Here is a 25,031-nt window from a genome sequence, read left to right as displayed (position 1 = left end):
AGACCTTGCACATTTGTGCAAGGTCTTTTTTCTTTTGAATTAACGATTATTTTTAAAGAATTCTAATGCAACTTCAGGGAATAAAGCGTAAGATAAAACGTCTTCAATAGAAGCATTAGGATAACCTTTTTCAGCTAATTCAGTTTTTAATTTTTCCATTTGTGGAGGAATATCATCAGCTGGACGGTAATCAATGATTGGGTCATTTCCAATGATTTTTTCACGCACTTCTTCATTTACAGGAAGTGGAGTTCTACCATATTTACCACGAGCTAAATCTTTTACTTCACGAGGTACAATTTTATAACGTTCGCCCATCATTACATTGAATGTAGCCATGGAGCCGACGATTTGGCTGGATGGAGTAACCAATGGAGGATATCCAAGATCAGCACGTACACGAGGCATTTCATCAAGAAGATCTTGATATTTGTCTTCCATACCTTGTTCTTTTAATTGGTTGAATAAGTTGGAAAGCATGCCACCAGGAATTTGGAAATCAAGAACATCTGTATTAACATCAAATGATGTTTTAGCTAATTTAAATGTTTCAGCAAGATCTTTCTTAACTTGTGCAAAATGAAGTACTGCTGGTTTTAATGCATGTCTATCAATGTTTGTATCACGATCAGTGCCTTCAAGTGCTGCAATCATAGTCTCCGTACAAGGTTGAGAAGTGCCAAGAGCGAATGGAGATAATGCACAGTCAATAATATCTACACCAGCTTCAATGGCTTTTAAATAAGTCATTGAACCAAATCCGCTTGTGTAGTGTGTATGCAATTCAAGTGGTAAATCGCCAATTTCAGCTTTTAAAGCTTTTACTAAATCATAAGCTACGTAAGGTTTTAGTAAACCGGACATGTCTTTAATGCAGATGGAGTTAACGCCCATTTTTACTAAACCTCGAGCTAATTCTACATAACTTTCTTTTGTATGATAAGGACTGATTGTATACACACATGTCCCTTGTACATGTGCACCAGCTTCTTTACCAGCTTTAATTGCAACTTCAAGATTGCGAATATCATTTAGTGCATCAAAAACGCGGATAACACCAATGCCATGTTCAACCATTTTCTTAACAAATGCTGCAACAACATCATCTGCATAATGGTTATAACCTAAAAGGTTTTGACCTCTTAATAACATGGAAATAGGAGTTTTTAGATGAGCTTTTAAATAATCTAAACGAGCCCATGGATCTTCGTTTAAGAAACGAAGACAAGTATCAAATGTAGCTCCGCCCCAAGCTTCAATTGCGAAATAGCCGGCTTTATCAAGTGTTTCTAACATTGGTTTCATATCGTCTAAACGCATACGAGTTGCAGTTAAAGACTGATGTCCGTCGCGAAGAACAGTTTCTGTAATTCTAACTGGTTTTTTTGCCATTAAGTAAACCCTCCCAATATAATTAAAACATTATAAATTTAAGTTTCAACAGTAAAATAGCTTAAATTTATTTAAGCTATTTTACTGTCGTCTTATCTAACAACTTCATTATAGGTACTTAGAAAGTGTTTGTCAATGCGCCTGGCGAGATATTTGTGATTTTTTGAACAAATTCTGAAAAGTGTAAATTTTACCGAAAAAATCTGAAAATTTTAAGCTATTGAGAGAGGAGAAATTATAAATTTTATTTATCGTTATTGAAATATATTTGAACTTATTACTCTATTGCGACCTTCTTGTTTCGCTTGATAAAGAGCTTTATCGGCAATGGCAATAATTGTATCTGAGGAAGGTGCATTCATTGTAATATTAGGGTCATACGTAGCGATGCCAAAGCTAGCGGTTATATGTTTGGTAAAAATGCCACTTTGATTAGTGAATTTATAACTTTCAATTTCTTTTCTTAAATGTTCGGCGGTACTAATTGCTTCACTAATGTTTCCTTCAGGCAGGATAATGCTGAATTCTTCACCACCATATCTAGCTGGAAGATCAATGGAACGAACATTATGTTTTAGAATTGCACCAACTTGCTGTAAGAGTTGATCTCCATTAATATGACCAAATGTATCGTTGTATTGCTTAAATTTATCTAGGTCAAGCATAATTAAGCTCAATGGTTTATTCAATGATTCTGCTCGTCGTAATTCTGTTTTTAAAAACATATCAAAGTTGCGACGATTTGCTAATTTTGTTAATCCATCGGATAAAGCCATAGATTTTATTTGATTATAAAAATGTGCTTTTTCTAGACCAATAGCAACTTGATTTGCCATCATTTTTATAAAAGAATATTCTTCTTTATGCTTATTTGATTTAAAATTGTACCAGCCGACTAAAATGATTCCTAATAAACGCTTGTTAACTGCCAATGGTAAAATCATAAGATAATTAATTTTAAGTGGTAAGTGTAAAAAAGAATGAATCGGAGGTAAAACTTCATTTAAAGAATTAAAAGGTTGTAATTTGTTAATTAAAAGTTTTAAGGATGGAAATGGATTTAAATCAATCTCTGTTAATTTATTTGTGATATTAATATTACTAATTGGAGTAAAAGTATACTCTACATCTGTAGATAAACAGCCGATTCCTATATCTGCGTTTAGTGCATTTAATACATGATGTGTACATTCGTCAACTATGGTATTTGTGTCAAACGTAAAGGACGTGGAATACGTGATCGCAGATAAGTATTTCTCGTTTAAAAGTTTTTGTTTTGTATCTTCATATAACTTTGCAGCGTTAATTGCTGCTCCAGCATGATGGGCGAGTACGGAAAGAAAGTCAGCAGCATTTTCATTAAATCCATTGATGCTTCTAGAATAGACTTCAATTGTGCCAATAATATTTCCAGTATGAATAATAGGGGCTGCGATGATTGAGCGAACTTTAGAAAATAAAAGTTTTGGTGTAAATAGGTCTGGACAGTTTCTAGTATCATTAATATAAATTGTTTTATACTCATGAATGGCCCTCTGGCTGAGACTGATATTTATGGGGAAGGCAATAGGAGGCACATTAATCCCATAAGTTGCAGCGATGCTTAACTGATTTTCCTTAGTATCATATATAGTCACAATACTTTGATTTGCGCGTAACATATCGGCAACCATATCTGCAATTGTATTCAATGTATCAGATAAATTGAGCTGTGAATTCAAAATTGCGCCAATCTTTGCTAAAGAAGTTTCTAGTAAGTCGCTTTGATGTTCACTTTCTTCAAAACTATGCAGATATGCTCTTTTCATAGAAAAAATTTTTTGTAAAATGATAAAAAGAAATACTGTTATTGAAATTTGAGTAATTATCATAATATTATAAAAGTAAAAATAAAACGTATCTGTTAGAGTGGTATTAATATAGATACTTACACCTAATTGAATTATATTTAATGCTAAAGTAGTTGTCAGTATGTTTTTATATAAATGAGAATAAGTAATATTTTTAACAAGCATAATTGAAGCTGATAGAATAAATAATAGGCTAAGAAAATTTAAAAAATTGTAATAAAGCAACATATCTACACCTTCTTTATGAATTACTTCTATATTATATAGTATGAAATGCTAGATGATCGGTGCAGTATAAGTTAACATAAAAAATAGTTAAAAGAGAGGATACCATTGCTTATTCGCAATGGTATCCTCTCTTTTTAGTCTATAGAATCTATAGCTTATTATCTAAAGTAGGTGCTGGAATTGTCATTGCTAAAGGTACGGCAACTACTAATGGTAATACAGTTAACAATAGAGAAGTTGGAAGACCTATATAGTCAGCAAGTGTTGCTGTAATTGCAGTTCCAATACCTCCTAAACCAAAAGAAAGACCCAACATCATTCCCGAGGCCATGCCAGCATTGTTGGGTAACAACTTTTGTGCCCAAACTAATGAAGACGGAGCTGAACATTGCAATCCGGCACCGCATAAAACGATAGCAATCCATGTTAACATGGTGATTTCTGAACTTGATAAAAATATGTAAGTAGGGAGAATTCCTAATGCTAAAGAAGTTACAATCACTTTTTTTATGCCAAACTTATCGCTTGCATATCCACCAATTAATCCACCTAATGCGGCTCCGACTAAAAAAATAGTTAGAACTACACCAGAAAAAGTATTACTATATCCTTGAGATGCAAGTAGTACTGGCAAAAATGTTGTGACTGCAACGTGTGTCCAAGCACGTAATCCCATAACAAGATTAAGTTTAATTAAATTAGTATTCTTATGAAACTTGGGAATATGACGATTTACTAATACATTTATTTCAGAGCTAGAACATTGTTTATATAATTTTGAATGATAATAAGCTATTGTTAAAATAAAGCTTGGAATTATTAATAGGGGAAGCGAGTCAAGCCCATAGTGAGCGGTAAAATATACTAAAATGATAGGGGCTAAGGCAAATCCAAGATTCCCCCCAGCTACAAATATCGAAAGTGAAATTCCTATTTTATTACTAGCGCTTACTTTGCTAACTAAGCTAGACCCCAATGGATGAAAAAAAGAAACAGCAACACCGCTTAAAGCGACTAAAATAAATAACATGATTTTTGTGTCAACTATTCCGGTATAACAAATGAATATTGCGCCGGCTGGAATTGTTGCAAGAATTAGCCAATTTAAGTTTGAACGGTCCATCCAATATCCAAAAAAAGGTTGTAAAACATTTGAAGTAAAAGATAAAACCATAATTAAAAGCCCACTCATCGTCAAAGATAAGCCAAGTTTTGGGATAACAATTGGGAGCAGGACTGGAAGAAAATTTGCATAAAAATCACTAAAAAAATGTCCCATTGTTAATAAAAGAACAGAATACCAGCTATGTGATCCTTTATTTAAGCTATTCATGTTAATGTGGCTTTCTTGGTGGAGTATCTACAAATTCAATATTATCGAGATGATGTTTTACATGCATTTTAAAGTGATCAATGTAGATTCTTCTTAGTTTTGTTTGCTCGACTAATTCTTCTTCAGTAATTGTATTTGCCTTTTTCTTTTTTGCTAACTCATTGATTCGTTGAATTAATTCAGGTGTAATCAAATTAAAACTCCTTATTATTTACATTCTTGATGAGCCTTTTCTCGATAGGCTCTTTGTAGTTTCTGCGTGATTTTCCCAGGTTTACCATCGCCAATTATTTTACCCCCTAGCGAAATAACTGGCATTACCTCTAAACTAGTACTTGTGATAAAAGCTTCATCAGCTTTTTGAGCAAATTCTGGTGAAAAAGCTTTTTCTAGAATAGTTAAGTTTAGTGAAGGAATAATATCCTCTAATAATATGGTACGTGTAATACCTTTTAAAATTAGATTGTTGATTGGATGTGTCCAAATTACCTCATCTTTTACAATGAAGAAGTTACTGCTAGATCCTTCAGTAATTAAATTTTTATCTTCGCGATACATTACGGCTTCAAAACATTTTGCGTCATGAGCGGCTTGTTTTGCTAAAACATTGCCAAGTAAATTTAATGATTTGATATCACAACGCAACCATCTTTGATCTGGGGTAAGAAAGCATTTAACGCCCACAGCTTGTAATTCAGTTTTTGTTTGCATTGGGCGAATAAACATTGAAAGATGAGGAATTACGTTTTTCGGGAATCCGTGTTCACGAGGTGCTGTACCTCTAGTAATTTGAAAATAAATAAATCCATTAGTTATTCCACTTGCTTGAATTAAACTATAGTGAATTTCCTCTAACTCTTCATATGTATAAACAATAGGAATTTTTAGCTCTCTTAATGAGCGAACACAACGATCAAGGTGTCGTTTCAGTTGAAAGCATTTCCCATTATAGATTCTAGTTGCTTCATAAATCCCATCGCCAAATTGATGTCCGCGGTCCTCCATAGCAACAATTTTTTCATCTAGTTCAACTATTCTTCCATCAAAAAATCCTAACGGACGCATAATGTGAAACCTCCTAATTAAATATAATGTATTAACAAAAATATATTATACGTCATATTTAATTTACTATAAAGGGAAAAATACAATAAAGATGAAAATAAACTTTATGCAAACAATTTATTTGAAATTTTATGAAGGAATTGCAGAGAATATCTTTTTACTATGATTCTATCGTCATTTATGATAATATAAAGTAAAATTTCTTTTTATTGCATCATAAGTCATTTCGTTGTATAGTAATGTTTGTTATTTTTTTTGCGGAGGCATAGATATGCGACGTTATATACCACTGTTATGGTTAACTTTTTTTATCTTAGCGGTTGTATTTACTAGTAATATTTATTTAGCAGGATATGCTGATAAGAGTACTAAAGACTATGCAAATAGTATTACTGTATATACAAGTATTCCAATAGAAACTGCTGCTTTATTAGCAGCAGAATATGAGAAGAATACGAAAGTCAAAGTGAACTTTATTCCTTTGTCAGGAAATGAAATTGTAGATAAAGTATCAGCGGAAGTAAAGGAGCCACAAGCGGATGCTGTACTAACGAATAAAGAGGTATTAAATAAGATAAAATTATCTTCAAATGCTTTACAATCTTATGCATCAGAAAATACTGATATTATATCGCAAAAGTTTAGAGCCTCAGATGGTATGTGGGTCGGAGTTTGGTACGATCCAATTGTTTTTTGCACGAATAAAGATTATTTATCTCATGCCTTGCATTTGCCTACAGGGTGGGAAGCCTTGGTTAAAGATGACCATATTAGAATTGGCATTACAGATTTTATGGCAGCGGATGATGCAGCGAATTTGTATTATAGTATGAGTGCTGATTTTGGTGAGTCGGCAGCAATGAATCTTTTTAGATTATTGCATCCAAAGATTATTCAGTATTCTAAATTTTTAGTTACGCCAGTTAGAATGGCAGGTATGGGGGAAGTTGATGTAGCAATTGCAGTTCAAAGTGAAGCAATGAAATATGTCAAGGATGGATTTCCTATTCAAATTATTTATCCAGAAGAAGGATCTTCTTATAGCTTAACTGGCTTTGGTATTTTGTCAGGGACAAAACATAAGGCGGAAACCGTTCAATTTATGCATTGGCTAGTTAGCGACGATGCACAAATGTGCTTACAAGCGAATAAATTCTTTTTTATGCCTACGAATCAAGAAAGCTTGGCGTATAAGTCGTTTTCAGGTAAAAATTTAATATTGTTAAAAAATGATGTGAATTATACTAAAAAAGAAAAAGAGACATTATTGGATAATTGGGTGAAAAATGTGCGGTTTGGATAAATCACAGCATATCTACTCATATATTTCAATAGTGTAAAATGCTTATATTTGGATAAAATATGGAGGTAACACATGCAAAAAGTTGGTTTTATTAGCCTTGGTTGCGTGAAAAACTTAGTTGATACAGAAGTAATGCTAGGTGCATTGAAAGATCGAGGATTTGAGTTAACAGCGGATCCACAGAATGCAGATGTACTTATAGTAAACACGTGTGCATTTATAGAAACAGCAAAGAATGAATCTATTACTGCAATTTTAAATATGGCAGATTACAAAAAGATTGGGAAATGTAAATCTTTAATCATAGCGGGATGCTTAGGGCAAAGATATCAGCAAGATTTGTTAGATGAGATTCCAGAAGCTGATGCAATTGTTGGGACAGGCGCATGGCATCGTATTGATGAAGCTGTAGCTGAGACTTTAAAAGGAAAACGCGTTTTACTCATTGGAGAAACTGATACAATATACGATGAAAAAATGACAAGAATAACGACGACACCGGAATATAGTGCATATATAAAAGTTGCGGAAGGATGTAATAATCGTTGTTCCTATTGTGTTATTCCGTTAGTTCGAGGTAATTATCGTAGTAGAACTATTGAATCTATTGTTGCGGAAGCAAAAAGTCTTACGGATAAAGGTGTAAAAGAAATTAATTTAATTGCACAGGATACAACAAATTATGGACATGATTTATATGGTAAATCGCGTTTAACTGATTTATTAAAAGAATTAGTTAAGATTGAGAAACTGCAATGGATTAGAATTTTGTATTGTTATCCCAAATATTTCACTGATGAACTAATTGAACTGATGGCAGCTGAACCTAAAATATGTAAATATGTTGATTTACCACTTCAACATGCAGATAATACTGTTTTAAAAGCAATGGCACGCTATGATACGCGGGAAAGTATAGAAGCTTTATTAAAGAAAATTCGTAACAAAATTCCGAATGTTACAATTAGAACTTCATTTATTGTTGGATTCCCAGGGGAGACAGAAGAACAATACCTAGCGTTAAAAAGTTTTGTAGAAGAACAGCGCTTTGATAAGGTTGGTGTGTTTACTTATTCGAGAGAAGAGGATACTCCTGCATATGAGATGGATGATCAGATTGATGATGTCGTAAAGCAGGAACGATATCATGATTTAATGTCTTTACAATGTAAGATTTCTGAAGAATTAAATCAAGAAATGGAAGGTAAAGAAATAGAGGTTTTAATCGAAGGACGGGATACAGAGCAGGAAACTGTCGCTTATGGAAGGTCCTATCGAGAAGCTCCTGAAGTTGATGGACAAGTCTATGTTGAGTGTGATTCAGATAGTAAACCTGGAGATATGATAAAAGCAAAAATAGTTCAAGGTTTTACTTATGATATATTAGCAGAGAAAATAACTGAATAATAAGCAATTTGTTTACCGATTTTTCAACGTAATGTGTTAAAGAATGTGTGATTACTATATACTAATACATGAAAATAGCGGGGCGTTAAATACCTGCTATTTTTTATTTGCAAATGTAAATACTAAACATACACGAAGATGGAAGCGTAGAAGCTTATGAAAAGTAGAAAGGAGATTGAAAAGGTGGTTGTAGAAATTGTTACAACAGGAACAGAACTATTGCTGGGGCAAATTGTAAATTTAAACGCTGCATATTTAGCAGAAGGATTAAATAAATTGGGCTTTGATGTGCTATATCAAACAACGGTTGGAGATAATCGAGATCGTATGAAGCAAGCATTGACCATTGCTTTAGACAGAGCTGATATTGTCATTACATCAGGTGGATTAGGACCAACGCAGGGAGATATAACGAAGGAAGTAAGTGCATCTTTATTTGATAAAGAATTGAGCTTACATCAAGCAAGTTTAGATAATATTAAGGAAATTTGTGCTTTCCGCGGATATCCAATGGCTCAGAATAACATAAAACAAGCAATGATACCTGATGGTGCAATAGTATTGGACAATGCTTGTGGCACTGCACCTGGTATCATCTTAGAGAATAATGGAAAAGTGATTATTAATTTGCCAGGGCCCCCATTTGAAATGAAAGACATGTTTCAAAAGAAAGTGATACCATATTTAACTGGAAAATATGGTATGGATTCTATTATTTTATCTAGGGTGCTAAATACGGTTGGTATTGGAGAGTCTACATTAGAAGAAAGTATAGAAGATTTAATATTAGCACAATCAAATCCAACATTAGCATTGTTAGCTAGACCAGGAGAAGTAATCGTTAGAATTACCGCAAAAGCGAGTACAAAAAAAGAAGCCGAACAAATGATTGAAGTTTTAGAATCCGAAATTCGAAATCGAATTGGCGAATATATTTTTGGTACAGATGATATAGGTATTGAAGAAGTCGTAGGAAATCTATTAAAAAAGAAACACCTTACAATTGCTTGTGCTGAATCATGCACTGGTGGGCTATTAACGAGCCGAATAACAGATGTTCCGGGTAGCTCTGAATATTTATATGGATCCGTTGTAAGCTATGATAATGAAGTTAAGATTTCAGAGTTGAAGGTTCCTGCTAGTATTTTGGGCTCAGTTGGGGCCGTTAGTGAGGAAACAGCCAAAGCGATGGCAGAAGGAATCAGAAGTAAATTTAATACAGACATTGGTATTGGAATTACTGGAATTGCAGGGCCAGATGGTGGTAGCAATGAAAAACCTGTCGGCTTGGTTTATATTGCAATAACAGGACACTCCGGAACAAAATGTTATAAAAATCAATTTAAAGGAAAAAGAACAGCGGTTAAATATCGTGCGACACAAACTGCATTAGATATAATAAGGCGCTATGTTAAAGAAACGTAATTTTAGGAGGATTTAATTTGAAAAAAGATATAACTACATTTGGTGAAATTGTTTTAAGTAAAAAGGTATTAGCGGCAATTAGTGATATGGGTTTTGAAGAACCATCCCCAATTCAAAGCCAAACGATTCCGCTAGTTTTAGAGGGGCATGACGTCATTGGTCAAGCGCAGACAGGTACGGGGAAAACCGCAGCTTTCGGGATTCCAACGATTGAACGTATCATTGATGGGAATCGTCATATTCAAGCTTTAGTGCTTACGCCAACACGCGAACTTGCTATTCAAATATCAGAAGAATTCACTAAGATTGGAAAATATAAAAAAGTAAAAACTTTACCGATTTATGGTGGACAATCTATTGATCGACAGATTCGTGCTTTAAAATACGGAGTTCAGATTGTTATTGGAACACCGGGAAGATTATTAGATCATATTCGACGTAATACAATAAAATTGAATGCTGTAAAAACATTGATTTTAGATGAAGCCGATGAAATGTTAGATATGGGATTCGTTGATGATATTGAAGCGATTTTAGAGCAGTTATCATCAACAGAACGTCAGACTTTACTTTTTTCCGCAACAATGCCAGCTCCAATTGCAAAATTAGCAGAAAAATATATGACAAATCCAAAGAAAGTAACAATTAGCCGGGAAAATTTAACTGTACCTTTGATTGACCAAATTTATTATGAAACAAGAGAAAAACTAGAAGGTTTATGTCGTGTTCTTGATGTAGAAGAAACAGGAAAAATCATTATTTTCTGTCGAACTAAAAAAGGCGTAGATGATTTAGTGGCATCATTACAGGCACGTGGCTATATGTCTGATGGATTACATGGTGATTTAAGCCAATCTCAACGTGATCGTGTAATGAAAAAGTTTAGAGATGGAAAATTAGAAATTCTTGTTGCTACCGATGTTGCGGCACGTGGAATAGATATTGATGATATTACACATGTTGTTAACTATGACATCCCGCAAGATCATGAATCTTATGTACATCGTATTGGACGTACAGGACGTGCCGGGAAAAAAGGTGTTGCAATTACTTTTATTGAACCGAGAGAATATCGTCAATTAAAATTAATTGAACGTTTAGCAAAGACAAAACTTGTTCGTAAGCAATTACCTTCTTCGGCAGATATTTTAGAACGTCAACGTGAAATTATTAAAACACGTTTACTTAAAACACTGGAAAATAATAATTTTGCTGATTATCATACAATCGTGTCCGATTTAACTGTAGATTATGATTTAATTGATGTTGCAGCCGCAGCACTTAAATTATCTGTTGAAGGGTTTAAAGAAAAAGAGGAAGAGCCAATTTCAAAAATTGAGAATACAGGTGGCGCACCTGGAATGGTACGATTATTTATGAATATCGGGCGTAGTCAAAAAATTCGTCCGGAAGATATCGTACGCGCATTTGCTTCAGAAGCGGATATTCCCGGAAATATTATTGGGGTAATTAATATTTATGACCGATTTACTTTCGTTGAAGTGCCAGAAGATGTGGCTGAGCGTGTTTTATCAGTAATGCATAAAAATACAGTGAAAGGTTATAAAATTAATGTAGAACCAGCAAAAAGTAGATAAGGCAGATTTGCAAATGATAAAAAAGACATTGTATGTTACAATGTCTTTTTGTTTTAAGAAAGGTAATAAATTTATTTTTGTCGAATAAGATGCAAAGTTACTGTATTGACTTTGCGAACAAATGTTTGTAAAATAATAAAAAAGATATTTAAGGGAGCGGAATTTAATGGATAAATTAAAAGCACTTGAAAATGCGATGAAACAAATAGAAAAAGATTTTGGTAAAGGTTCTATTATGAAATTAGGTGAAGCTTCAAAAAATATGAACATTGAAGTAATACCTACGGGAACATTGCCTTTGGATGTAGCATTAGGCGTTGGTGGAGTTCCAAGAGGGAGAATTATCGAGGTCTATGGACCTGAATCATCAGGTAAGACGACAATAGCTTTACATATTATTGCTGAGGCGCAAAAATTGGGCGGAATTGCAGCGTTTATTGATGCAGAACATGCATTGGACCCTGTATATGCAAAAAAATTGGGTGTAGATACAGAGAATTTGTTGATATCTCAGCCAGATAATGGAGAACAGGCATTAGAAATTGCAGATGCATTGGTTCGGAGTGGTGCTATTGATGTCGTTGTGGTTGACTCTGTTGCAGCATTAGTTCCAAAAGCTGAAATTGAGGGAGAAATGGGAGATTCGCATGTGGGGTTACAAGCTCGTTTGATGTCACAAGCAATGCGCAAATTAACAGGTGTTATTAGTAAGTCAAGAACTACAGCGGTTTTTATTAATCAGATTCGTGAAAAAGTTGGTGTTATGTTTGGGAGTCCTGAAACGACTACTGGTGGTAGAGCTTTAAAATTTTATGCTACAATTCGCTTAGATGTGAGGAAGATAGACACATTAAAACAAGGAAATGAAATTGTAGGAAACAGAACACGAATTAAAGTTGTAAAAAATAAAATTGCACCGCCATTTAAGCAGGCTGAATTTGATATTATGTATGGACAAGGCGTTTCTCATGAAGGTTGTATTGTTGATATAGGTACAGATATGGATATTATCGAAAAGAGCGGTGCTTGGTATTCGTATGCTGGCACTAGACTCGGACAAGGAAGAGAGAATGTAAAAGAATTTTTACGTGGAAATAAAAATATTTGTGCTGAAATTGAAAGTAAAATAAGAGAAAAATTGATTGTTTCTGACTCAGGGGCAGAAGGGGTAGCTGAGAAAACGGCAATAAATGAGGAGCAGGATGAATAATACAGCATTGAAGATTGCGGTTAACATGTTAGCAAAGCGCGATTATTCAATAGTCGAGTTATCAAATAAATTGTTGCAAAAATCATATACAAGTGATGAAATAAATAAGGCCATTATAGTGCTAAAACAAAAAGGGTATTTAGATGATGCATCTCTATGTGAGAAATTGTTTTTTAAATATTATCAGACACATAAATATAGTGCAAATTACGTTGCTAAAAAGCTTTTGGCACAAGGATTCGATGAAAATGACATCTTAAATAATATAGATAAAGTTGAGTTGTCAGATGAAGTTGATATCGCTAAAAGTATTTTAAGAAAAAAATATTCAAATTTCATCGAATATGACAAAGAAATTTTAGTAAAATTTTTATTGAATAAAGGATTTTCACACCAGACAATAGAAAATATACTATGAAGTTAATACAGTATCTTAAATGGAAAATTTTAAACATAGGGTAAGGCCATATTTTGATTTTCTAAGTAAGATTTTCATAGCTTGACACTGCTATGAAAAACCTTTAAAATTATTATGTGTGTTGTGATTTAATGCTTAAAAAGGCAAAGTCGATTACTACAATTGTAGTATGTAGACAAATGTTTTAAAAGTAGAGTCGAGGCTCTACTTTTATCTGTATTAACGAATATAACAAGGAGGTGTGAGGATTATTGTAGTTGAAATTGTATTGTCCGTTGTGCTTGCGGTAGTGGTTGGTGCAGGTGCAGGTTATTGGACAAGGAAAAAAACTGCGGAGTCACAGATTGGCTCGGCAGAAGAAGCCGCAAAAAAAATTATTGTTGATGCTGAACGGGTTGGCGAAGCCAAAAAGAAAGAAGCATTACTTGAAGCAAAAGAAGATATTCATAAATTGCGTTTGGAATTAGATAGAGATACAAAAGAACGTCGTGTAGAATTACAGCGCTTAGAACGTCGTCTAATGCAGAAGGAAGAAAATCTTGACCGTAAAATTGATTCTCTAGAAAAAAAAGAGGACATCATCAATAAAAAAGAAGTTGAACTGGACAAGAGTCAAGAAGAAATTCATGAAATTCATGAAAAACAGATGGCTGAATTAGAACGTATTTCTAGTTTAACCTCTGAAGAAGCTAGAACGATGCTTTTAGCGAATGCTGAAGAAGAAATCAAACATGAAACGGCAATGATGATAAAAGATTTAGAACAACAGGCGAAAGAAGAAGCTGATAAAAGAGCGCGTAATATTATTTCTTTAGCTATTCAACGTTGTGCTGCTGATCATGTTGCTGAGACAACAGTTTCTGTTGTTGCTCTTCCTAATGATGAAATGAAGGGAAGAATTATTGGACGAGAAGGTCGTAATATTCGGACGTTAGAAACGCTTACGGGGATTGACTTAATTATTGATGATACACCAGAAGCTGTTATACTATCTGGATTTGACCCTGTGCGGCGCGAAGTCGCAAGAATCGCTTTAGAAAAGTTGATTACTGATGGAAGAATTCATCCGGCGCGTATTGAAGAAATGGTTGAAAAAGCGCAAAAAGAAGTTGAACAACGCATTAAGGAAGCTGGAGAACAGGCAACTTTTGAAACAGGTGTTCATGGATTACATCCAGAGATAGTGAAACTTTTAGGGAGATTGAAATACAGAACAAGTTATGGACAAAATGTATTGAATCATTCTATAGAAGTATCTCATTTAGCTGGAGTTATGGCAGCTGAATTGGGTGTAGATGTTATGCTTGCGAAACGTGCTGGACTATTGCATGATTTAGGAAAAGCTGTAGATCATGAAGTTGAAGGACCACATGTTACGATTGGTGCTGATTTAGCTAAAAAATATCGTGAATCTGCAGAAGTTATTAATGCAATTGCTGCACATCATGGTGATGAAGAAGCAAAAACAGTACAAGCTGTTTTAGTTGCTGCTGCCGATGCGGTATCTGCGGCACGCCCAGGTGCTAGACGCGAAAGTTTAGAAAGCTATTTAAAACGTTTAACTAGATTGGAAGAAATTGCAGAATCTTTTGATGGTGTTGATCGATCTTTTGCAATACAAGCTGGACGAGAAATTCGTATTATGGTAAAACCGGATAAGATTGATGATATTACATCAGTTGGATTAGCGCGTGATATAGTTAAGAAAATTGAAAGTGAATTAGAATATCCGGGACAAATTCGTGTAACTGTTATTCGGGAAACTAGAGCAGTTGATTATGCGAAATAATATTGTTTACAATCTTATGTAGTTATCGTTTTTTAATAAGATAACTGTTGTAATTATGCAAATTAACGACCTTGCTATTATGTGGCGAGGTCGTTTTGTAATAAAGGGATTTAGTGAATTTTAGCGAATACGGCGATATAGAATTTGATGTATATGCTAATTTATTATGGAGAAGCTAATTTATTGAATGGTGTGATGTATAATGAATATTGAACAAGATGAAAAGCGTAATGCAGATGGAGTTAGTTTATTAGTTTCTATCTTGATCTGTTATCCGGAAATTGGAACAATTAGTTTTGATCCAACAATAGAATCTTTAAAAATGACATTTGTTTTAGATGACGTAGATATCAGTGATGAATATACTACTTTAAAGAATAGACTATATAGTAGCATTCTTTCTTATCATGCATTGGAAGGAATAAAAAACAGTAGTATTTCAATCAAAAAGGAAAGTTTTGAGAATACTGTATTTATCAATGTTATACGAGATGTTGCAACTTTGTCGCGAGGGGAGATTGCTTTAATTACTGCGTTAATAAAAGAATGTTTTTGGGAGCATCTCATTACAGATGATAATGATGCTATACGAGAAGAGGAATTACTGGTACAAGAGGAAGCAATTGATAGAATGCTGTTTAATGTACATAAAAGTAGAGAAATGAGTAAGTTAATTGGCATTCGTGAAGATGGACGAGTTATGATCTTTAACAAATAAAGGGGTAAAGAAATGAATATATTGATCGTGGGAGACATTTGTGGAAAAGAAGGAAGAGCCGAAGCACAAAAATGGATTCCGATATTGCATGATGAATATAATATAGATATGGTTATTGCAAATGGAGAAAATTCAGCTGGTGGAGTAGGAATTACAAAAAAAGTTTTGGATGAATTGTTTTCAATACAGATTGATGTGGTTACATCAGGAAATCATATTTGGGATAAAAAAGAAATTTTTTCCTTTATTGATTCTGAAGATTATCTTATTCGTCCAGCGAATTATCCACCAGATACGCCAGGCAAAGGTTACTGTGTTTTTGAGTGTAAAGGAAAAAAAGTTGGTGTTATCAATTTATTAGGCCGCACTTTTATGCCAGCGATGGATTGTCCATTTCGTAAAGCTGATGAAATTATAGGTGCAATTCAAAAAGACTGTGATTATATAATTTTAGATTTTCATGCAGAAACAACTTCTGAAAAAATGGCTATGGGGTGGTATTTGGATGGGAGGGTATCTTGTGTGGTTGGAACTCATACGCATATTCAAACTGCAGATGAACGCATTTTACCACAAGGGACGGGATATATTACAGACTTAGGCATGGTTGGTCCGTGGGATTCGATTTTAGGGGTGGATAAAGATTTAATTTTGAAAAAATTTTTAACGGGACTACCAGTAAAATTTGAATTAGCGAAAGGTTCTAAGGTATTTTCTGCGATTATTATACATATAAATGAATGTAATGGTAAAGTTGAAAAAATTTTTAGGATTTTAGAAAAAGATTTATTGAAAAAAATTGAAAAAATGTAAAATGAATTAAAGGTATTTTTTACTAAACGGCGAATATATGATACTGTAAGTTGTTATAAGTTCTTTTTCTTAATATTAAAGGAGGGTACTAATAATTATGGAAGTTTTGAAGGTATCAGCAAAGTCAAATCCAAATTCTGTCGCAGGAGCTTTAGCAGGGGTCTTAAGAGAACGTGGTGGTGCCGAAATGCAAGCCATAGGAGCAGGGGCATTAAATCAGGCTGTGAAAGCAGTTGCAATTGCTCGGGGTTTTGTTGCCCCGCACGGCGTTGACTTGATTTGTATTCCAGCTTTTACGGATATTTTGATTGATGGTGAAGAACGTACAGCAATAAAGTTAATTGTAGAGCCAAGATAGAATAAAGAGCCTGTTCATTTGAACAGGTTTTTTTATTGTATAACTAGTAAAGTAGGAGAATGATTATGGCAAGTGATTTACATATTCATACAATAGCATCTGATGGGAGATTATCACCGCAAGAGGTTGTTCAGTTGGCAATAAAGAATAACTTGAAGTATATAGCGATAACCGATCATGATACACTGAATGGTTTATTAAAACTTGATGAAAAAAATTTACTCTATCAAGAGTCAATAAAAATTATAAGAGGAATTGAATTTAGTGCAGATATGCCTTCAAATGAAGTTCATATTCTTGGATACCATATTGATTTATACTACCCTCCGTTAAAGGAAAAGTTGAAGTCACTGGTAGATGCACGCTGGAATCGTCTAGATAACATGATAAAAAAACTTAATTCTTTAGGATACATAATAAAAAAGGAAGAAGTTTTGGAAATAGCAGGAGATACAACATCTATAGGCAGAGCACATATCGCTAGATGTTTAGTTGAAAAAGGTTATTTTAAAAGGCTTGGGGAGATATTTGATCAGCTTTTAGGTAAAAATTGTCCAGCCTATGAACCTCATGCTAAACTTACATGTGAAGAAATTATTCAATTAGTTTCGCGGGCTGGAGGAGTTTCTATAATAGCACATCCTGGTATGATAGGTGATGATAAAATTGTTCATCATTTAATTGCTTTAGGGATTAGTGGAATTGAAGTCTTTCATCCTAAACATAGCCCTGAAGAGGTTATAAAATATATGGAGTTGGCTAAAAAAAATAACTTATTCATTACTGGAGGCTCAGATTATCATGCAATAAAGACTAGATATCCAGAGAAGTTAGGGATGTTTACTATTGATGATATTTGGGCAGAAATTTTAGATAAGAAAAGTTGCTAATTACAAATACATTTATTTTTGATATAATAATGATATTTATGAGAGTAAAAATTGGTAGTTTATTTAAGGGAGGGGCAAAATGGAAGTTATTGCTCTAGTAGGTCCTAGTGGAACTGGTAAGAGTCATAGAGCTCTCGTCGTTGCCCATAATGAAAAAGCAGATGCAATTATAGATGATGGTATTTTGATCAAAGATAATAAAATTATTGCGGGTCGTTCTGCGAAGCGCGAAGCTAGCAAAATTATGGCAGTAAAAAGAGCAATTTTTATCTTGGAAGATCATGCTAAGGAAGTTCGCGAGGCAATAAAAGAGATAGTACCTAAAAAAATTCTTATTCTAGGTACTTCAGAAAATATGGTGCATAAGATAGCAGAGATTCTTGGTTTACCGGCAATAAAAAAGATTGTTCGAATTGAGGATATTGCGAGTAAAGAAGAAATTAATAAAGCACAATATTATCGATTAAAGCAGGGAAAACATATTATCCCTGTACCGACGATTGAATTAAAACCACATTTCTCGGGATATTTAATTGATCCGTTAGATATTTTTTTAAAAAAAACGAAAACAAAGCGGCGTAGACTCGGTGAAAAATCTATTGTTCGACCAATGTTTAGTTATTATGGGAAACTAACAGTGAGTGACGAAGCCGTCGCATCTATAGTAAGGCATGTTATTGAACTAGGGGAAGTAAGAGGAAAAGCATATAAAGTTCGGGTAAAACGAGAAAGAAATCTAGAGAATGAGGTTGGTCTTGTTATTACAGTGGATGTAAAATTACCTTATGGTATTTATTTACCGAAAATAGCAGAACAAAAACGCAAAGAAATTCTAACAGCAGTTGAGCTAATGACAGCAATGAATATATATAAGATAGATGTTTATATTATAGGATTGACTATGAAATAAATGGAGGCTTTTCATGTTGAATCAAAATTTAGTGTTATTCTCTGGATACGCGAAATTACCAACTGGAATTACAGCTGGAGAACTATATAAAACAATTGGACTGATTGTTATCGTAGATGTAAATACGAGTGAAATTATTCAGGCGGACTGTACTTTAGCGACGAATTTAGCTAGTCAGCATGTAGCCGGAGCATTAATTGGCTGCTCCTTTAAAAACGGACCGGATGGAATGTGTCAGATGATTGAACGCATTTATCAGGGAAGTGCAAAAAAAGCGATTATTACAGCGATTCGAATCATTTATGATAAATATCGTAATTTTATGCTAGAATATGAAAATACTATAGAAGAAACGTAATGAAGATTTTTGGAGGCAATTTTATAGATGCAAAATATTAAACAAAAGTTTGTAAGTTTTTTGACTTATGGATGTCAAATGAATGAGAATGACTCTGAACGCTTGGCAGGTCAGTTGAAAAATATAGGGTATGAAAAGCAAGATGACTTGTCATTAGCTGATTTAATTATTGTAAATACTTGTTGTGTGCGTGAAAGTGCAGAAAATAAGATTTATGGAAAAATTGGTAATTTAAAGAGGTTAAAGACAGCTAATCCGAATTTAATTATAGGAATTACAGGTTGTATGGCACAAAAAGATGGTGATGCTATATTAAAAAAAGCATCACATGTTGATTTTGTCATGGGAACAAATAAAATTCATGAGATATCTAATATTATCGCAGAAGTTGAACAATCGCATGGCAGAGTGGTTAATGTTATTCAAGGAGATCAGGAAATGCCTGGAGATTTGCCTACTATACGTAATGGTTCAATATCTACATGGATACCAATTATGTATGGGTGTAATAATTTTTGTACGTATTGTATTGTACCTTATGTGCGAGGGCGTGAACGCAGTCGTGATTTAGAAGATATTTTAAAAGAAGTTCGTGATGTAGCATCGCAAGGATTTAAAGAGATCACTTTACTTGGTCAGAATGTGAATTCTTATGGAAAGGATAGTGCGTCAGCGGATTTTGCAGATTTATTAACTGCAGTTGATAAAATAGAAGGCATTGAACGAATTCGTTACATGACATCTCATCCGCGTGACTTAAATGATAAAGTTATTGATGCGATTAAAAATAGTCGTCATATATGTGAGCAATTTCATTTACCTGTCCAATACGGAAATGATACTATTTTAAAATCTATGAATCGTGGCTATACAACGGATGATTACCGGAATTTAGTAAGAAAAATTCGTGCGGCTGTTCCTCACGCTAGTATTACGACAGATTTAATTGTTGGCTTTCCAGGTGAAACAGAGGAAACCTTTCAAGATACTTTGAATTTTTTAAAAGAAATTCGTTATGATGCAGCATATACATTTTTATATTCCAAACGGTCAGGTACGCCAGCTGCTGAAATGCAAAATCAAGTTTCTACTGAATTAAAAAAGAAACGGTTACAGCAATTGATGGATGTACAGAATCAGATCAGTTTAGAGATTAATCAACAATTAGAAGGACGAGTTCTTGAAGTTATGGTTGAAGGATCTAGTAAAACAGACGAAAATGTATTGTCTGGTCGAACTCGTACAAATAAGATTGTTTTATGGGATAAAGTTGGACATGAAGCAGTAGGGCAGCTTGTGCAAATTAAAATTACGCATCCACAAACGTGGGTATTGAAAGGTGAATTAATATAAAAGACATCTGGTTTAATTTGTTGATTTGTAGTAAAATGGGTAAGTAGGAGTTTGGCAATAAAAAGATGGAGATAGAATATTTTTTATTGTAGTAAATGAATTTTTATTACAATAAAAGACATAGTTCTATCTCTTTTTATATCTAAATTTTGTAGTAAAGGAAGTGGATTTATGGCTGGATATACGCCTATGATGGCACAATATAAAGAAATAAAAAGTAAACATCCTGATGAAATTTTATTTTTTCGATTAGGAGATTTTTATGAAATGTTTTTTGAAGATGCACAGTTAGCATCGCGTGAGCTAGAGATTACGCTAACTGGACGTGATGCAGGATTACCAGAGAGAATTCCAATGTGTGGAGTACCTTATCACGCTTCAGAAGGATACATTACAAAGTTAATCAATAAAGGATATAAAGTTGCGATTTGTGAACAGACTGGAGATGTAAAAGCAAAAGGATTAGTTAAACGAGAAGTGATAAAAATTATTACTCCGGGAACTGTACTATCCGAAACGGTTTTATCTGATGCAAATAATAATTATATTGCCTTACTTTATGAAGATGACGGGAAAACGACTTTAGCTGGTGCGGACATTTCGACAGGTGAATGTTTTTATGGAATTTATGATAGCGATACAAGACGTCAAGAATTATTTGACCAATTATATCGTTTGATGCCCCCAGAAATTATTTTGGTAGAAGCACTTTCCTTTAATAATGAATTAAAAGAGTTTTGTAATTTAAGGTTAAACCATTGTAGTTTTTCTTTTATGAAAGAGGTGTCATTAGATGATGAGGAATTATTAAATGTACATTTTGATCACAATGAACAACCTCAGAGTACTTATGCTCGTAAAGGGACAGCTGCATTGTTGAGATACTTGCATGATACGGTAAAAACGGATTTAACGCATTTAAATCGATTAACTTACTTAGATTCCACTGAAAATTTAATCATGGATACATATACTTTGCGAAATTTGGAGATTACGAGAAATCTTCGTGATGGTGGGAAAAAAGATACTTTATTAGGGGTATTGGATTTTACTAGGACAGCAATGGGGAGTCGATTATTAAAAAAATGGTTAGAGTATCCTTTACTTAATATAGGTCAGATTAATGCACGTCAGGCAGCGATTTCAGAATTAATAGATACATTTAGTATGAGAAATCAATTAATGGAAGCGTTAAAGGAAGTCTATGATTTTGAACGTCTTTTAACTCGAATTGAAGTTGGAACAGCAAATGCTCGAGATTTAGTATCTCTTAGGTTATCACTTGCTAGTTTACCTAAAATTAAAGAGAGCTTAAAGGATGCGAAAAGCGACTTATTATGTCAGGCATTTGAAAATATTGAATTATATGATGATGTTGTAAATTTGCTGAATCATGCAATTGTTGATACACCGGGAATCTCGCTTCGTGATGGTGGGATTATTAAAGAAGGATATCATAAGGAGCTAGATGAGCTTAGAGTAATTGCGCGTGATAGCAGACAAATGTTACAAGACATGGAGCAACATGAAAAGGATACTACAGGCATTAAATCTTTAAAAATTGGTTATAATAAGGTTTTTGGCTATTATATAGAAGTTACGCATTCTAATGCTGCATCTGTGCCAGAATATTATATTCGTAAACAGACGCTGGCAAATGCAGAACGATATATTACTCCAGATTTGAAAGAATTTGAAACAAAAATTTTAGGTGCGCAAGAAAAAATTGTTAGTCTAGAATATCAGCTTTTTGTTGAAATTCGCGAGCAGATTAAAAAGTTAATTTATCGTATTCAAAAGACGGCTCGGCAAGTTGCAAAGGTTGATTCATTATATAGTTTAAGTGAAGCGGCTAGCCGTTATAATTATATATGTCCTAAAATGAACACTAATGGAGAAATCATAATAAAAGATGGGAGACATCCATTAGTAGAGCGAATTCTCGAACGGGAATTATTTGTACCCAATGACACAGAACTAAATCATCATGAAAGTGAAATTATGGTGATTACTGGGCCAAATATGGCTGGAAAATCAACCTATATGAGGCAAGTAGCGTTATTGACACTTATGGCGCAAGTTGGAAGTTTTATTCCGGCTAGAGAAGCTTCAATTACTCCTGTTGATAGAATTTTTACACGAATTGGTGCAAGTGATGACTTAGTCAGTGGGCAAAGTACATTCATGGTAGAAATGAATGAAGTTGCACAAATATTAAAATATGCAACAAAAAAAAGCTTAATTGTGCTTGATGAAATTGGTAGAGGAACGAGCACTTTTGATGGAATGAGTATTGCTAGAGCCGTAATTGAATATGTTAGAGATAAAATTGGGGCAAAAACATTATTTGCGACGCATTATCATGAACTGACGGATTTAGAAAATTACAGTGAGAGAATTAAAAATTATTGCGTAGCTGTAAAAGAGCGCGGTAGTGAAGTTGTATTTTTACGGAGAATTATTCAGGGCGGTGCTGATAAAAGTTATGGTATTCATGTAGCAAAATTAGCTGGTTTGCCAAAAGTGGTCACAGAACGGGCGAAAAAGATTCTTGCTGATCTAGAAGCAGAACCGACAAAGCAAATAAAACATATGGATACAAAAGTGGTAAAAGAAAAAGCGATAAGTGCAAATGAGGGTATGTCATCTTTATTTGCAAATCCATTAAATGAGCAAATCTTAGCATTGGATGTAATGAGCATGACACCGTTAGAAGCAATTAATAAATTATATCAATTGCAGCAGGAAGCAAAAAAAGAGGCTGGTAAGATATGAGTAGTTTAATTCATGTGCTAGATGAACAGACAATAAATAAAATAGCTGCAGGAGAAGTTGTAGAACGTCCGGCATCAGTGATAAAAGAATTAGTAGAAAATGCGATTGATGCTGGTGCAACTAAAATTGAAGTGGAAGTTATGGCTGGTGGAACTAGTTTTATGCGTGTTACAGATAATGGACATGGTATGAGCAAAGAAGATGCCCAGCTAGCAGTTTTACGCCATGCAACTAGTAAATTGTACCAAGTAAGTGATTTATCTTCGCTTGTTACTTTAGGTTTTCGTGGCGAAGCATTAGCAACAATTGCATCTGTATCAAAATTTTCATTAACTACGCGTTTAGTAAATGATGAATTTGCTACATTGGTTGAAATACAGGGTGGAACGATAACTGACACCAGAGAAGCCGGTGGAAATATTGGAACAACAATTAAAGTGGAAGATTTATTTTATAATACACCTGCGCGAAAAAAGTTTTTAAAAACACCAAATTCAGAAGGATCACATATTAATGATATCTTAATTAAATTAGCAATATCTAATCCCAATATATTATTTAAATTTATTAATAATAATAAATTAGTTTTAACTACTCCGGGAAATGGAAATTTATTTGATACCTTACAAAGTATTTATGGTGTAAAAGTTGGTAATGAGTTACTAGATGTACATTTTCAAGATGAAGGAATTGGAATTTCGGGATATTTATCAAAACCAGCAATACTGCGTAGCAGTAGACAATGGCAAACTTATATTGTGAATGGAAGAGTTATTAGTAGTCGTTCGATTGCTAAGGCAATAGATAATGCGTATCATTCTATGCTACCGAAGAATGGGTTTCCTTTAGCAGTATTAACTATTAATGTTCCTCAACATACAATAGATGTAAATGTGCATCCACAGAAAACAGAAATGAAATTTGCTGATGAAGGTAGAATTTTTAAAGCTGTATATAAAGCTGTATTAGACGCAATAAAAATGCCAGAAAATTTGGAGACAGTAGCATCTCCGGTACAAAATATTGAAAGACACTATACAAGTGTTCCTATAAGTTTTCCTCATAATGATTTAAAACTAGCACAAAATCAAACATATAATAATTCGTTAAGAAGAGAGCTTGAATTGAAAGATCCTAATGTTGATTTTTCAACAGTTCAAAAGATGTTATCGACTGAAAAAAATCGTGAATTTAGAACAATAGAAAATGCGCAAGAAAATAAGGTGGAATCTTATATTGCGGAAGAAACTTCAAACTATACAGAACCATTACAGCCGATGGGACAAGTGGCTGATTGTTATATTATCGCCAGTGCAGGAAAAGATTTATATATTGTAGATCAACATGCTGCGCATGAGAGAATTCTTTATGATAGGTTTGCTCAAATGGCAGAAGAAATTCCTTCACAGCAGTTGTTAGTCCATTTATTTCTAGATTTTGATGATAAAGAATATCAAATTATATTAGATAACCAAGCTTTGTTTTCAAAACTTGGATTTTCTATGGAGCCTAGCGGTCCGTCAGCGATGCGATTAACTGAGGTGCCTGCAGATATCCCTATTGGTGAGGCTGAGGCAATTATTCGAGAAATTCTCGGCGAAGTACAGGAAATGCGAAATCCTTCAGCAAAAGAAATTCGCCATGCATGTATTGCAGTTACTGCATGTCGGGCGGCAATTAAAGCAGGGGATTTATTGAATATTAGACAGATGCAAATTATTTTAGATGAACTTGCGAATACGACGCTGCCGTATACTTGTCCACATGGACGCCCTGTGATTATTAAATTTCAAAATGATGAATTAGCAAAGATGTTTAAACGAACTTAGATGAGGTGT

General features: G+C 33.9%; 21 protein-coding genes. 16 read left to right on the top strand and 5 right to left on the bottom strand.

The features are described 5' to 3' along the window. Positions 1–39: 39 nt before the first annotated feature. From P3F81_RS07125 to dat, 5 genes are all read right to left on the bottom strand, one after another. A complete protein-coding gene (locus P3F81_RS07125) occupies positions 40–1,392 on the bottom strand; it encodes a pyruvate carboxylase subunit B (protein ID WP_147669143.1) in 1,353 nt (450 codons plus the stop codon). Positions 1,393–1,646: 254 nt separating this feature from the next. After that, the gene (locus P3F81_RS07120; protein WP_309320215.1) at positions 1,647–3,200 is read right to left on the bottom strand and encodes a diguanylate cyclase; all 1,554 of its coding nucleotides are present in this window, start codon (positions 3,198–3,200) and stop codon (positions 1,647–1,649) included. A 418-nt stretch (positions 3,201–3,618) separates the two neighbouring features. Beyond that, entirely contained in the window at positions 3,619–4,803 is a 1,185-nt protein-coding gene (locus tag P3F81_RS07115) for an MFS transporter (RefSeq protein WP_147669138.1), read from the bottom strand. 1 nt (position 4,804) lies between these two features. After that, positions 4,805–4,996 carry a DUF896 domain-containing protein gene (locus P3F81_RS07110; RefSeq protein WP_147669136.1) on the bottom strand — a complete coding sequence of 64 codons (192 nt, stop codon included), beginning with the start codon at positions 4,994–4,996 and terminating at the stop codon, positions 4,805–4,807. 14 nt (positions 4,997–5,010) lie between these two features. Then, a complete protein-coding gene (gene dat / locus P3F81_RS07105) occupies positions 5,011–5,868 on the bottom strand; it encodes a D-amino-acid transaminase (protein ID WP_147669133.1) in 858 nt (285 codons plus the stop codon). Between the two features lie 271 nt (positions 5,869–6,139). Here dat and P3F81_RS07100 point away from each other — a divergent pair, with 271 nt between their 5' ends. From P3F81_RS07100 to mutL, 16 genes are all read left to right on the top strand, one after another. Beyond that, the gene (locus tag P3F81_RS07100; RefSeq protein ID WP_147669130.1) at positions 6,140–7,171 is read left to right on the top strand and encodes an ABC transporter substrate-binding protein; all 1,032 of its coding nucleotides are present in this window, start codon (positions 6,140–6,142) and stop codon (positions 7,169–7,171) included. 72 nt (positions 7,172–7,243) lie between these two features. Then, on the top strand, positions 7,244–8,578 hold the full coding sequence (rimO, locus tag P3F81_RS07095; protein ID WP_147669127.1) for a 30S ribosomal protein S12 methylthiotransferase RimO: 1,335 nt from the start codon (positions 7,244–7,246) through the stop codon (positions 8,576–8,578). A gap of 156 nt (positions 8,579–8,734) precedes the next feature. After that, complete coding sequence (locus P3F81_RS07090) at positions 8,735–10,003, top strand: competence/damage-inducible protein A (protein WP_434064753.1); 1,269 nt, start codon at positions 8,735–8,737, stop codon at positions 10,001–10,003. A 17-nt stretch (positions 10,004–10,020) separates the two neighbouring features. Further along, positions 10,021–11,601: a DEAD/DEAH box helicase gene (locus tag P3F81_RS07085; protein ID WP_147669124.1), complete on the top strand. Its 1,581-nt coding sequence runs from the start codon at positions 10,021–10,023 to the stop codon at positions 11,599–11,601. A gap of 166 nt (positions 11,602–11,767) precedes the next feature. Beyond that, positions 11,768–12,811: a recombinase RecA gene (gene recA, locus P3F81_RS07080; RefSeq protein ID WP_147669121.1), complete on the top strand. Its 1,044-nt coding sequence runs from the start codon at positions 11,768–11,770 to the stop codon at positions 12,809–12,811. Further along, positions 12,804–13,229, top strand: a complete 426-nt coding sequence (locus P3F81_RS07075) for a regulatory protein RecX (RefSeq protein ID WP_309320211.1) — start codon at positions 12,804–12,806, stop codon at positions 13,227–13,229. The genes recA and P3F81_RS07075 overlap by 8 nt, the downstream gene beginning before the upstream one ends. Positions 13,230–13,470: 241 nt before the next feature. Then, positions 13,471–15,018, top strand: coding sequence for a ribonuclease Y (rny, locus tag P3F81_RS07070; protein WP_309320210.1), 1,548 nt, complete (start codon positions 13,471–13,473; stop codon positions 15,016–15,018). A 202-nt stretch (positions 15,019–15,220) separates the two neighbouring features. Beyond that, entirely contained in the window at positions 15,221–15,736 is a 516-nt protein-coding gene (locus tag P3F81_RS07065; protein WP_147669115.1) for a hypothetical protein, read from the top strand. 12 nt (positions 15,737–15,748) lie between these two features. Beyond that, entirely contained in the window at positions 15,749–16,549 is an 801-nt protein-coding gene (locus tag P3F81_RS07060; protein WP_147669112.1) for a TIGR00282 family metallophosphoesterase, read from the top strand. A gap of 97 nt (positions 16,550–16,646) precedes the next feature. Then, positions 16,647–16,907, top strand: a complete 261-nt coding sequence (locus P3F81_RS07055) for a stage V sporulation protein S (protein WP_110953204.1) — start codon at positions 16,647–16,649, stop codon at positions 16,905–16,907. Positions 16,908–16,972: 65 nt separating this feature from the next. Continuing rightward, positions 16,973–17,797, top strand: a complete 825-nt coding sequence (locus P3F81_RS07050) for a PHP domain-containing protein (RefSeq protein ID WP_147669108.1) — start codon at positions 16,973–16,975, stop codon at positions 17,795–17,797. Between the two features lie 79 nt (positions 17,798–17,876). Continuing rightward, entirely contained in the window at positions 17,877–18,707 is an 831-nt protein-coding gene (locus P3F81_RS07045) for an Asp23/Gls24 family envelope stress response protein (protein WP_147669105.1), read from the top strand. A gap of 13 nt (positions 18,708–18,720) precedes the next feature. Next, positions 18,721–19,065 (top strand): DUF3870 domain-containing protein, encoded by a 345-nt coding sequence (locus tag P3F81_RS07040; RefSeq protein WP_147669101.1) that lies wholly within the window; start codon positions 18,721–18,723, stop codon positions 19,063–19,065. Positions 19,066–19,092: 27 nt separating this feature from the next. Further along, complete coding sequence (miaB, locus tag P3F81_RS07035) at positions 19,093–20,418, top strand: tRNA (N6-isopentenyl adenosine(37)-C2)-methylthiotransferase MiaB (RefSeq protein WP_147669098.1); 1,326 nt, start codon at positions 19,093–19,095, stop codon at positions 20,416–20,418. A 171-nt stretch (positions 20,419–20,589) separates the two neighbouring features. Next, on the top strand, positions 20,590–23,193 hold the full coding sequence (mutS, locus tag P3F81_RS07030) for a DNA mismatch repair protein MutS (RefSeq protein ID WP_147669095.1): 2,604 nt from the start codon (positions 20,590–20,592) through the stop codon (positions 23,191–23,193). Next, positions 23,190–25,022, top strand: coding sequence for a DNA mismatch repair endonuclease MutL (mutL, locus tag P3F81_RS07025; protein ID WP_147669093.1), 1,833 nt, complete (start codon positions 23,190–23,192; stop codon positions 25,020–25,022). Before mutS ends, mutL begins: the two co-directional genes overlap by 4 nt. Positions 25,023–25,031 lie beyond the last annotated feature (9 nt).

The organism is Selenobaculum gibii (assembly GCF_030273445.1).
GTDB classification, from domain to species: domain Bacteria; phylum Bacillota; class Negativicutes; order ICN-92133; family ICN-92133; genus Selenobaculum; species Selenobaculum gibii.
This window is presented reverse-complemented; position numbering and strand designations above follow the sequence as displayed.